Origin of the sequence: Erythrobacter sp. Dej080120_24 (assembly GCF_036322605.1) — a bacterium.
Taxonomy (GTDB): Bacteria; Pseudomonadota; Alphaproteobacteria; order Sphingomonadales; family Sphingomonadaceae; genus Erythrobacter; species Erythrobacter aurantius.
The window spans coordinates 1789615-1800964 of the sequence record NZ_AP027262.1; the positions used below are offsets into that span (position 1 = coordinate 1789615).

At 60.1% G+C, this 11350-nt stretch carries 10 protein-coding genes; 9 read left to right on the forward strand and 1 reads right to left on the reverse strand.

The features are described from left to right. Positions 1-11 precede the first annotated feature (11 nt). Positions 12-398, reverse strand: a complete 387-nt coding sequence (locus AABA34_RS08590) for a MerR family transcriptional regulator (protein WP_010412642.1) — start codon at positions 396-398, stop codon at positions 12-14. Between the two features lie 82 nt (positions 399-480). Between AABA34_RS08590 and AABA34_RS08595 the strand changes: the two genes are divergently transcribed. From AABA34_RS08595 to AABA34_RS08635, 9 genes are all read left to right on the forward strand, one after another. After that, the gene (locus AABA34_RS08595) at positions 481-843 is read left to right on the forward strand and encodes a DUF3703 domain-containing protein (RefSeq protein ID WP_010412645.1); all 363 of its coding nucleotides are present in this window, start codon (positions 481-483) and stop codon (positions 841-843) included. A gap of 8 nt (positions 844-851) precedes the next feature. Beyond that, positions 852-1496, forward strand: a complete 645-nt coding sequence (locus AABA34_RS08600) for a class I SAM-dependent methyltransferase (RefSeq protein WP_338302271.1) — start codon at positions 852-854, stop codon at positions 1494-1496. A gap of 2 nt (positions 1497-1498) precedes the next feature. Continuing rightward, the gene (locus AABA34_RS08605; protein ID WP_338302272.1) at positions 1499-1912 is read left to right on the forward strand and encodes a hypothetical protein; all 414 of its coding nucleotides are present in this window, start codon (positions 1499-1501) and stop codon (positions 1910-1912) included. A 64-nt stretch (positions 1913-1976) separates the two neighbouring features. Continuing rightward, a complete protein-coding gene (locus AABA34_RS08610; RefSeq protein ID WP_338302273.1) occupies positions 1977-3215 on the forward strand; it encodes a TolC family protein in 1239 nt (412 codons plus the stop codon). Positions 3216-3226: 11 nt separating this feature from the next. Beyond that, positions 3227-4378 carry an efflux RND transporter periplasmic adaptor subunit gene (locus AABA34_RS08615; protein ID WP_338302274.1) on the forward strand — a complete coding sequence of 384 codons (1152 nt, stop codon included), beginning with the start codon at positions 3227-3229 and terminating at the stop codon, positions 4376-4378. A gap of 46 nt (positions 4379-4424) precedes the next feature. Further along, positions 4425-7646 (forward strand): efflux RND transporter permease subunit, encoded by a 3222-nt coding sequence (locus AABA34_RS08620; protein WP_338304721.1) that lies wholly within the window; start codon positions 4425-4427, stop codon positions 7644-7646. After that, entirely contained in the window at positions 7646-10138 is a 2493-nt protein-coding gene (locus tag AABA34_RS08625) for a heavy metal translocating P-type ATPase (protein WP_338302275.1), read from the forward strand. Before AABA34_RS08620 ends, AABA34_RS08625 begins: the two co-directional genes overlap by 1 nt. Beyond that, positions 10135-10773 (forward strand): cation diffusion facilitator family transporter, encoded by a 639-nt coding sequence (locus AABA34_RS08630; RefSeq protein ID WP_338302276.1) that lies wholly within the window; start codon positions 10135-10137, stop codon positions 10771-10773. The genes AABA34_RS08625 and AABA34_RS08630 overlap by 4 nt, the downstream gene beginning before the upstream one ends. Then, complete coding sequence (locus AABA34_RS08635) at positions 10724-11239, forward strand: hypothetical protein (RefSeq protein ID WP_338302277.1); 516 nt, start codon at positions 10724-10726, stop codon at positions 11237-11239. Before AABA34_RS08630 ends, AABA34_RS08635 begins: the two co-directional genes overlap by 50 nt. The last annotated feature ends 111 nt before the right edge of the window (positions 11240-11350 follow it).

The following is an 11350-nucleotide window of genomic DNA, read 5'->3' on the forward strand; positions in this document are numbered from 1 at the left end:
GCGCTGTCCCGCTAGCCGGAAAGCACTTCGATTATCCGGCATTCGCCAACCGCTCCGTGCTGGCAGTCGTCGACCATATGGCGCAGTTCGGTTCGCAGTTTTCGCAAGTCACCAAGCTTCCGATCCACTTCGCGTAGGTGGAGGCTGGCAATAGAGTCCACGGCTTCGCACGATTGCGATGGATCATCCGACAAAGAAAGCAATTGGCGCACCTCCGCCATGGTGAAGCCGAGGTCGCGTGCGCGGCGGATAAACCGCAATCTGGCCAATTCGGTCGGGCCATAGTCCCGGTAGTTTCCGGCGGTGCGTGGTGGTTCCTCCAGCAATCCGGTCCGTTCGTAGTAGCGGATCGTTTCGGCGGTCGTGCCGGTCTTCCGCGCCAGGGCACCAATCTTCATGGGTTTCTCGCAATGCTTGACCTTGTAGCCACTACAAGGTGCATAAGACGATTCGAAGATGCAAGCAGAACGGTAAAATCCTGTGGCAAAGAAGGACATTATTGAACTTATCGAAGCTGAGCGGCGCGTTTTCCGTGCCGCCAGGCAGTCTGGTGACCGGGCTTTGGCTTGGACCGCGCTCGAGCGGGAACATATTCTGGGCCAGGGCTTCTTCGGGCCGCACCTTCGTTCACATATGACTATGCTGGGCTATGCAGTTGAAACCCGCGATGGCCGCGAAGTTCTGGGGCAGGTCATACGTCTTGCGCTCGCTCCCCTTGGTAATCTCACCGGACGGCTCCCCTGGGGCAATACCGGACGCGCAAACGTGAGCGCATTCGCGCCAATGCCATACCCGGACGACCTCGCGGAGGTTTTCACCATCTCTTCGGACGAGGTTCGCTAGCACGCGCCATGGCAATTCGATCCAACGAACAGGTTGAACGTCTCTACGACAAGAACGCGGCAATCTATGACCGATTGGTGTCGGGATTTCGGTGGGCCGGTCTTGGTCGCTGGCGACGCGATCTGGTTAACCGGCTTGAACTCAACGCCGGTGACCATGTGATCGATCTATGTGCTGGCACCGGCGCAAACCTCGCGTTTCTGCTTGAGAGAGTAGGACCAAGCGGCAAGGTGACGCTGGTCGACCTTTCGCAAGGCATGCTCGACCAAGCCCGTCGACGAGCGAAGCGCCTGCGAGCTAGCAATGTCGAATTTGTGCAGTCAGACGTAGCCGCCTTCCGCTTTCCGAGCGAGACCAGCGCAGTCATCAGCACCTTTGGACTGGAAATGCCACCTGACTACGCCGCGATCATCGAGCGCGCCTCAGCTGCTCTCCCGACGGGTGGCCGGATGGCCCTGCTTGGCCTGAAGCACCCCGAGCGCTGGCCGCGATGGCTGATTGAAATCGGCATAGTGCTGACCAAACCATTTGGTGTGGCGCGGGAATATGAAGAGTTCCGCCCTTGGGTTCCAGCACGCAAAGTTTTGCGCGAAGTTCATTTCCGCGAGTTTCTGGCCGGTTGTGCGTATGAATTCGTCGGTGCCAAATCGTGATCATGAAAAGACAAGCGCTCAGACAGCCGTGCTTGCGCAAGCTTTGCAAGGCTCCTAAAGGGTTGAGTAACATGCCGCGTCTTGTGTTCCCCTTCCTTGCGATCATCGCCATTCTTTTCGGTAGTGTCCTATCGTTACCTGACGCGCATGCTTCAGAAGGCGAAAGCTTCGTTCATGCGGCCGATCACGTTTATGCGCATGGGGCGGACCACTTCGATAGCAATGATCCCGAGCCGGACCATGATGGTCAGGACCATTCGGCAACGCATCATCACAATTGCAGCTTCAGCCTCGCCAATAGTGGAGTGTTCCTGGGGTCGCCCTTTGCGCGCACGAATAGCCTGAAGGGTCCGCTTGCGACTTCGATGCTCACCTCGCGCGCGCCGCCGGTTCTGATCCAACCTCCCAAAGCCTGACAGCAAATCATGTGCGAGTGCGCCTGCGCGTGCGCTCGATTGGTTTCAGTCAGGAGACACAATAATGCGGTGCTTTGCACTGGCCGCGGCCTTGGTTGCCGTGTCCACGGGTTCGCCAGTATTGGCACAGGAAACAGTTACACTCGAGCAAGCGCTCGCTCGAGCGGGCGTCGGCGTTGAAGGGGAAGATGACCCTTCCAGCAATCCACGGGTTTACGGCCCTCAGGCGGAGGTCGAAGCCGCGCGTGCGGCTATCGACCAAGCACGCCTCCGACCCAATCCCGAGTTATCGCTCGAGGCCGAGAACATCGCGGGCTCCGGCGCTTTCTCCGGGCTGCGATCGACCGAATATACCCTGGCGATCGGTCAGCCGCTCGAACTCGGCGGCAAGCGAAGCGCACGCATCGCGAGCGCACGCGCATCATCCGATTTCGCCGGCTTGCAGAGCAAATTTGCCTTGTCGCAACTCGCTTTGGGGGTGCGCGAGCGTTATGTGCAGGCTGTCGCCGCAGGCCAACGCCTCGTTCTCGCGCGGGAAATCGTCGAGCGAAACCGTGAACTGACGCGGATCGCCAACGTGCTTGTAGAGGTCGGGCGGGAGCCGCCTCTTCGAGCTATGCGTGCACAAGCTACGCTTGCCGAGGCGGAGGCCGAATTGCAGGCTGCACAAGCAGACGATTTAGCAGCACGTCAGGCGCTCGCGGCTCTCTGGGTATCCGGACAGCCCAATCCCGCAGTATCGAAAGTCTTTCCTGACTTATCGCCGCCCCTTGCACCGCCGGTTTCCGAAAATCCGTTGCAACTGCGCATTGCGGGCGCTCGAACCAGCTTTGCTGAAGCCGAAATTGCGCGTGAGCGCTCGCTTGGCGTTCCCGACCCAACGCTGTCGGTAGGCGTGCGCCGTTTCGAGGAAAGCAACGATCAAGCGTTCATCGTCGGGATTTCCATTCCGCTTCCCTTTCGCAACCGCAACCAGGGCAACATCGCAGCCGCCGAGGCGCAGTACCGCGCGGCAGGCGCGAGCGAGGCGATAGCCGAGGCGGACTACCGCGTGGAGTTCGAGCGGACGCGAACGCTTTATCTGGCCGCCGAAACGCGTGTGGAGACCCTCTCCAGCGCATCCCTGCCGCAGGCTGAGGAAGCGCTCAGGCTCGTCGAAATCGGCTACCGCAATGGCAGATTTCCGCTGATCGAAGTTCTGGCGGCTGCCGAAGCGCGCGACGCCATTCGTGAAAATCTGATTCAGGCAGAAGAGACCCGCGGCCTGCTCGCGGCGCGGCTCATCTGGCTCAACACACAGTGAGGCCCATTTCCATGGAACGTAGCCATTTGATCGCCGTAAGCGGCGTCCTGATCTTGCTGGCCGCCTTGGCCTGGGTCTTCTGGCCCGCTGACTCAAACGGACCCGACCAGCAAGCGGAACAAGGTGAAAAGAGCGAAGTCCCCGAAGGCGTTCTGCTGATCGACGAGAAGCAGATCGCAGCTTCGTCGATAGAAATCGAAGCTGTCCAATTCGGCGCAGCAACGGAGCTTGTATTCCCAGCGACCGTCGCCGCGGCGCCGAATGCCAGCGCACGGATCGATGCGCGTGCATCCGGTGTGGTGAAGAGCGTGAACAAGATGCTTGGCGATTATGTCAGGCAGGGGGAGGTGATCGCGCGGATCGAGAGCGCTGATGCTGCCGGACTGGCTGCGCAGGTCGCTGCCGCGCGTGCGCGGGTCAATGAACTGTCTGCGCTCTACGACCGCGAAAAGCGGCTGTTCGAGGCCAATGTGACGGCCCGGCAGGATCTCGAAGCGGCGCAGGCCAATCTGCAAGTGGCAAGATCGGAGCTGTCACGCGCACAAGCCGCATCCGCAGCTGCTGGTGTCAGCGGGGATGGGCGTTCGCTGGCCGTCACGAGTCCGATTTCAGGGCAGATCACCAGCGCGCCGATCGTGCTTGGCTCCTACGTCTCCGCCGGTGAAGAGATGTTCCAGATCGTGAACGCGAGCGGCTTGCAGGTGCAGGTCGCCTTGCCTGCCAGCGATGCTGCGAGAATTCGGCCGGGCGATGAAGCTACGTTGGAGCTCGGGCAGGACCGGGAGATCGGCGGACGTGTGCGCTCGGTGACCCCGGCACTCGATCCGGAAAGCCGTAGCGCGACAGCGATAATCTCACTCGCCGGAGCGGTCCCTGGATTGCAGCCAGGCGCATTCTTGCAGGCGCGCATCCGACCCTCAGGTGAAACCGATGCGACCTCGATCTCGGTGCCTGAATCCGCAGTTCAGATGGTCGAAGGCCGTGAAGTCGTGTTCGTTCGCACGCGTACCGGGTTTCGGGCGATGCCTGTCGTGACGGGATCGCGCTCGGGAGGGCGCATCGTGATCGAGTCCGGATTGCAGAATGGCCAGCGGATCGCGACCGAAAACGCCTTCCTACTCAAAGCCGAACTCGGAAAAGAGGAGGCCGAACATGGACATTGATCGGTCTGAAAGCGGTTTCGAGGAGGAGCGCAGCAGCCATGATGGCCTGATTGGCGGCGTCCTTGACTGGTCGGTGCGCAATCGCTGGGCGGTCGTAGCCCTTGCCCTAGGTGTTGCCATTTGGGGCGCGTTCAATCTTGCAAAACTGCCGATTGATGCGGTGCCGGACATCACCAATGTTCAGGTGCAGATAAACACCGAGGCACCGGCCCTCTCGCCCTCGCAGATCGAAACGCAGGTAACCTTCCCTGTCGAAACCGGACTAGCCGGTATCGAGGGACTTGAGATGACCCGCTCGATCTCGCGTAACGGCTTCAGCCAGGTCACCGCGATCTTCGAAGAAGGCACCGACATCTACTTTGCCCGGTCGCAGGTCGAAGAGAGGATCGCCAACCTGGCCTCTTCGCTTCCTGCAGGTGCGGAGCCGTCAATGGGTCCGATTGCAACCGGTCTCGGCGAGGTGTTGATGTATACCATCGAATTCGAGCATCCGGGTGGAACCGATGCGCCCAAGGGTGGTGCTGTTGGCTGGCAGAAGGACGGCAGCTTTCTCACGGACCGGGGCGAGCGATTGGACACGGCGGTGGCAAGAGCCGCCTATCTGCGCACGGTACAGGATTGGGTTGTCGCGCCGCTGATGCGTACGGCCAACGGCGTGGCGGGCGTGGACTCGATCGGTGGCTTTGAGAAGCAGTACCTGGTGCAGCCAGACCCCGACCGCCTCAACGGCTACGGCGTTTCGCTCGACCAGCTGATTACCGCGCTCGAAGCGGCGAACCAGGCCGAAGGCGCCAACTTTGTCGAACGGGCTGGCGAAGCTCTTCTTGCACGTGTCGATTCCCGGCTGAATTCCGTAGAAGACATTGCGCAGGCAGTGGTGGCAACGCGCGAAGGTGTGCCGATCCGCGTCGGCGACGTGGCAACGGTCGAAATTGGCGGCGATCTCCGCACTGGTGCAGCCTCGCTGAATGGCGAGGAAGCCGTCGTCGGTACTGTGCTGATGCGCGCAGGCGAAAACAGCCGCACCGTAGCTGCGGGTGCTGCCGACAGGCTCGACGAGATACGATCGTCGCTTCCGGCAGGAGTTGAAGCGGAGATCGTCTACAACCGTTCGACACTCGTCGATGCGACCATCGTGACGGTACGCAACAACCTGGTCGAGGGCGCGCTGCTCGTCATCGTCATTTTGTTCCTGCTGCTTGGAAACATCCGCGCCGCGATCATTGCAGCTCTGGTCATCCCATTGTCGATGCTGATGGCAGCTATTGGCATGAACCGGCTTGGCGTATCGGGCAATCTGATGAGTCTTGGAGCGCTTGATTTCGGCCTGATCGTCGATGGCGCTGTCATCATCGTCGAAAACAGCATCGCGCGCCTCGCCGCAAGGCAGGAGCACAAGGGACGTTTGCTCACACTGCGCGAACGCCTTGCCGAGACGCGGGCAGCGGCGCATGAGATGATCAAGCCAACGGTGTATGGCCAGGCGATCATCTTTCTGGTTTTTGCGCCACTCCTCACCTTCACCGGGGTTGAGGGCAAGACATTTTCGCCCATGGCCATCACGGTGATGCTGGCACTTGCCTCGGCATTCATCCTCTCGCTCACGTTCGTCCCCGCGATGATCGCTCTCTTGCTGAACAAGAAAATCAACGAGCAGGAAGCAAAGCCCATCCGAATGACAAAGGAGCGCTATGGTCCGCTGCTGCGCAGAGCGCTTGCCCGTCCATGGCCTGTCATCGGTACCGGAGTCGGCGTGTTCGCGCTCGCGGCGCTTGTCTTCAGCTTCATCGGCAGCGAATTTACACCGCAGCTCGACGAGCGTGATCTGGCTGTCCAGTCATTGCGTATTCCTTCCACCCCACTGGAGCAGTCGCTTACAATGCAGCGCCAGGTTGAAGCGCGATTGAAGCAATTCCCGCAGGTTGAGCTGGTATTTTCGCGCACCGGCACGGCAGAGGTCGCGACCGACCCTATGCCGCCGAACATCTCGGATGCCTATGTTATCCTCAAACCGCGCGAAGAATGGCCTGACCCCTCGCTGTCCAAGGATCAACTTGTAAGCGAGATGGAAGAGGCGCTCGGCAATCTCGTTGGCAATCTCTATGAATTCAGCCAGCCCATCGAGCTGCGCTTCAACGAGCTCATCGCAGGCGTTCGCGGCGATGTCGCGGTCAAACTCTACGGCGATGATCTCACGGCCATGACGGCAGCAGCCAATGAAGTTGCCACAGTTCTCCGCGGCGTTGATGGTGCGGCCGACGTGAAAGTTCAGCAAGTGTCGGGCTTTCCAACGCTCGATATTGCCTTCGATAGACCCACAATCGCGCGTTACGGCCTGACGGTCGAAGACGTGACACAGTCGGTTGCCATTGCCCTTGGCGGTCGCAAAGCGGGTCTCGTGTTCGAAGGTGACCGGCGGTTCGATGTCGTGGTCAGGCTGTCCGATGCGAACCGCAACGACTTTGACCAGCTTGGAACATTACCCATTGTCCTGCCCAATGGCGGAAGCGTCCCGCTTCGTGCTGTGGCAGAATTTGAGGTGATAGATGGGTTGGCCGAAGTCCGGCGCGAGCAAGGGCGCCGACTGGTGATTGTGTCCGCCAACGTCCGTGAACGTGATCTTGGGTCATTCGTCGAGCAGGCACAGTCCGAGGTTGCCGCGAATGTTGATTTGCCGTCCGCATCATTCATCGAATGGGGTGGCCAATATCAGAACCTGCAACAAGCTCAGCAGCGTCTGCTCATCGTGGTCCCGCTTGCCTTCGCGGTTATCCTACTGTTGCTTTATATGGCGGTCGGCGGTTGGGTCCCTGCGCTGGCGGTGTTCAGCGCAATCCCCATGGCACTGGCTGGCGGGGTCTTTTTCCTGGCTCTGCGCGGCATGCCTTTTTCCATCTCGGCAGCGGTGGGGTTCATTGCTCTCTCCGGAGTTGCGACGCTGAACGGCCTCGTCATGATCACAGCGATCAAGCAGCGTCTCGAGCAAGGCTTGGAACTGGGCGACGCGATCATCGAGGGCGCGATCGCGCGGCTGCGGCCGGTGTTGATGACAGCGCTAGTTGCATCGCTCGGCTTTGTTCCGATGGCGCTTGCGACGGGAACCGGGGCCGAAGTGCAACGTCCATTGGCTACGGTTGTCATTGGTGGGTTGATCACCGCCACGGCGCTCACCCTGTTCGTATTGCCAGCCATTGTAAGCCTGATCTTCGCGAGAAAACCGCGCGCGACCCAGGTTGAGACAACAGCAGCAGCGAGGAGCGACAGCTAGTGACACGGAATATCGAACTCGAACTATCGTCGCTTCTCCCGGACATTCCGAGCGACACCGACAGATGTATCGCTCGGCTGCAGTCGTTGCTCAGTTCGCGGGCAGGTGTGCATGCGGTTGAGGTCGTTGAAGGATCGAACAGTGCACCAGCCCAGCTTGCAATATCTTACGATCCCGATCGTCTCACGATCGCGCGGATCAGAGAACTCGCGCACGTAGCAGGAGCGGAAATTTCCGGGCGCTACGGGCATGTTGTGTGGCAAACCCAGGGCATTAATTCGGTGCGCCGGGCGCAGACAGTCGCAGATCTGGTAGCCCGCGAATCCGGCGTACTTGAAGCAAATGCCGATGCGAGCGGAAAGCTGGTCGCCGAGTTCGACCGCCGGCGTACCGATGAGACCGCGATTGCCAATGCGCTGCAAGAACTGGGGGTTTCAATCAAGGCCGACAAAATCGCCGCAAATGCCAGAGATGCTGAAGAACACTGCCATGACGATAAAGATCATTCCGGGCACAGTCACGGCGGCATCTTCGGCGCTAATACTGAACTCTTTTTCTCGCTCGCTTCGGGCGCATTTCTCGCCATCGGCTTCGGGATCGAGAAGCTATGGGACGGGCATCCGGTCTGGCTGCCGTTCGCTTGTTATATAGTGGCATATTTCTTCGGAGGCTTCTTCACTCTCCGAGAGGCGTGGGACAATTTGCGCCTCCGCCGGTTCGAAATCGACAGCCTCATGCTTGTCGCCGCTGCGGGCGCCGCCTTTCTCGGGGAATGGGCCGAAGGCGCGCTACTGCTGTTCCTGTTCAGTTTCGGCCACGCGCTCGAACACTACGCGATGGGGCGCGCGAAGAAAGCTATCGAAGCGCTCGCCGGGCTTGCCCCGGACACCGCACGGGTAAAGCGCGGAACTGACGTAGTTGAGATCCCGGTCGAGGAGCTTGCGCTAGGCGACGTGGTAATCGTGCGTCCGAACGAACGCCTTCCGGCTGATGGCTTCATCGTGGACGGCGTCAGTGCCATCAATCAGGCTCCGGTGACCGGCGAAAGCGTGCCGGTCGACAAGAGCGCGGTTTCGGATGTTGCTTCTGCGCGCGCCAACCCTGACAATCTTGCGGATGACAATCGCGTCTTCGCGGGGACGATCAACGGATCGGGCGCGCTCGAAGTGGAAGTGACCCGGCGATCGAGCGATACGACCCTAGCCAAGGTCGTCCAGATGGTGAGCGAAGCCGAGGCTCAGCAATCTCCGACCCAGCGCTTCACGCAGCGCTTCGAGCGAATTTTCGTGCCTGCCGTGCTCGCTCTGGCCGGCCTGCTCCTTTTCGCATGGGTCGTCATCGACGAACCCTTCCGCGACAGTTTCTACCGGGCGATGGCGGTGCTTGTGGCTGCGAGCCCCTGCGCTTTGGCGATCGCGACCCCGAGCGCGGTCTTGTCCGGAGTGGCCAGAGCAGCGCGCAGCGGCATTCTGGTAAAGGGCGGCGCGCCGCTCGAAGATCTCGGTGCGCTCAAGGCCATCGCGTTCGACAAGACCGGTACTCTTACCGAAGGCGAACCCCGCATTACCGATGTCCAACCCGCGCAGGGCGTATCTGAAAACGAACTGCTTGCGATTGCCTCGGCGGCTGAAGATCTGAGCGATCATCCCCTGGCACAGGCGATTGTAAGGGACGGCAAGCAGCGGCTTGGCGATGAGACTCTGCCCGAAGCAACCAATCTCGAAAGCTTCACAGGCAAGGGCATCACCGCGCTTGTCGACGGTGAGCGGGTATGGATCGGAAAGCTCGAAATGTTCGGGCAAGACGGGGTCCCTGCGCTCAGTGCCGAACTGTCGGATGCTATAGAGTCCATGCGCGAGCGCGGGCGAACGACGATGGGCGTTCGCTCGGAAACGCGCGATCTCGGAGCGATCGGCTTGCTCGACACGCCGCGCGCGGCGGCAAAGGCGACGCTCGAAGCGTTGCGCGGCCTCGGGATCACCCGAATGATCATGATCTCGGGCGACGACCAAAGAGTGGCCGATGCGGTTGGAAAGGAAGTCGGCCTCGACGAGGCCTGGGGCAATCTCATGCCCGACGACAAGGTCAAGGCCATCCGCAAGCTTGCCGGCCAGGACAAGGTTGCGATGGTCGGAGACGGGGTTAATGACGCTCCGGCCATGGCGAACGCAACGGTCGGAATAGCAATGGGGGCTGCCGGCTCGGACGTTGCATTGGAGACAGCCGATGTCGCGCTGATGGCCGATGATCTCGCCCGACTGCCTTTCGCCGTCGATCTGAGCCGACAAACCCGGTCAATCATCCGGCAGAACATGATCGTCAGTCTCGGAATTGTTGTCGTGCTCATCCCGGCAACCATTTTCGGTCTCGGGATAGGCCCCGCTGTCGCGGTTCACGAGGGATCAACGCTAATCGTGGTCGCCAATGCGCTTCGCCTTCTGGCGTATAAAGAGAAGGGCAGCACAAAAGACATAGCGGAGAAGCCAGTATGAGCTGCAACGATGACTTCGATCTGGATTCGGCGGGCAAGCGACGCACATTGTGGATCGTATTGTGGCTCAACGTCGCAATCGCGGTTGGTTTCTTTGTCGTTGCCTATTTTGCGGACTCGAACGCGCTCTTGGCCAACGGGCTCGACAATTCATCCGATGCATTTGTCTACGCGCTCAGTCTTCTGGCTCTCACCCGTTCGCAATCCTGGAAACGAGGGGCCGCGCGTTTCTCAGGCATTATGCTCCTAGTCTTCGCCGGAGGCGTTATCGCCGATGCCGTCAGGCGTTTCATCGAAGGCTCCGAGCCGGGCGGCCTGATGATGATCGCCATGGCGGCCATCGCGGCGGTGGTGAACCTCATATGCCTGCGCATGCTCCAGAAGCTTCAGCAAAAGGATGTCAATCTGCGCGCAGCGACCACGTTTAGCTTCAACGATTTCATATCGAACGGCGGTATCATCGTCGCCGGGATCATCGTTATGCTTACAGGCGCAAATTGGCCGGATCTCGTGGTTGGGATCGCGGTTGCTGGCATCGCCCTGTATGGCGGGATCGATATCCTTCGCGATGCGCACAGGGATAAGCATGAGGAAGCGGGCACCCAACATATCAAAGGCGACGAATTCCGAAGATGATGCTCGAATTTTGCATTTTGGCCGCTGGATTGCCTCGGCTCCTTATTCAGACTATCGCAGCTTCGTGAAATTTGTTCGCGCCTTGACCCTGATTTGCTTCAGCTTTGGACTGTTTGTGCAGGTTGCTGCGCAGGCGGCCGTTCCGCAGAGCGAAATGGCTGGGTCGGCTGATTGTGCTGAAATGGCGCAAGGCATGGCCGAGCACGGCATGTCTGAACACGCGATGCCCGAACAGATGGTTTCCGAAACGGACCCGGCCGAACAGCATGGCTCATGCTGCGAGATGAGCCTTGATTGTCTCGTAGCCATGAATTGCCTGCCGCCGCTGGCGCTTGCGGGTCCGGGACTGGCGCATGCAGGACCGTTTCCTGTTGCGCCTACGTATCTGGCCGCTAGCGCCAACAGGCTCGACAGCCAGCCTCGACCGCCGGAATCTCCGCCTCCACAAACCGAACTCACCATCTAGCATTTCCCGGGCGGTGCTCTGCGCCGTTTGCGAGCTTGACGGATTACTTGACTTGCGCCGTGTCGATTGACGCGTACGCTGAAGTCGTTCCCGGCCAGTTCGCTTTGAAAG

Bases quoted from the DNA above. Each gene is read 5' to 3' on its own strand.
- AABA34_RS08590 (WP_010412642.1), bottom strand. From the start codon at position 398: ATGAAGATTGGTGCCCTGGCGCGGAAGACCGGCACGACCGCCGAAACG.
- AABA34_RS08600 (WP_338302271.1), top strand. From the start codon at position 852: ATGGCAATTCGATCCAACGAACAGGTTGAACGTCTCTACGACAAGAAC.
- AABA34_RS08605 (WP_338302272.1), top strand. From the start codon at position 1,499: ATGAAAAGACAAGCGCTCAGACAGCCGTGCTTGCGCAAGCTTTGCAAG.
- AABA34_RS08610 (WP_338302273.1), top strand. From the start codon at position 1,977: ATGCGGTGCTTTGCACTGGCCGCGGCCTTGGTTGCCGTGTCCACGGGT.
- AABA34_RS08615 (WP_338302274.1), top strand. From the start codon at position 3,227: ATGGAACGTAGCCATTTGATCGCCGTAAGCGGCGTCCTGATCTTGCTG.
- AABA34_RS08630 (WP_338302276.1), top strand. From the start codon at position 10,135: ATGAGCTGCAACGATGACTTCGATCTGGATTCGGCGGGCAAGCGACGC.
- AABA34_RS08635 (WP_338302277.1), top strand. From the start codon at position 10,724: ATGAGGAAGCGGGCACCCAACATATCAAAGGCGACGAATTCCGAAGAT.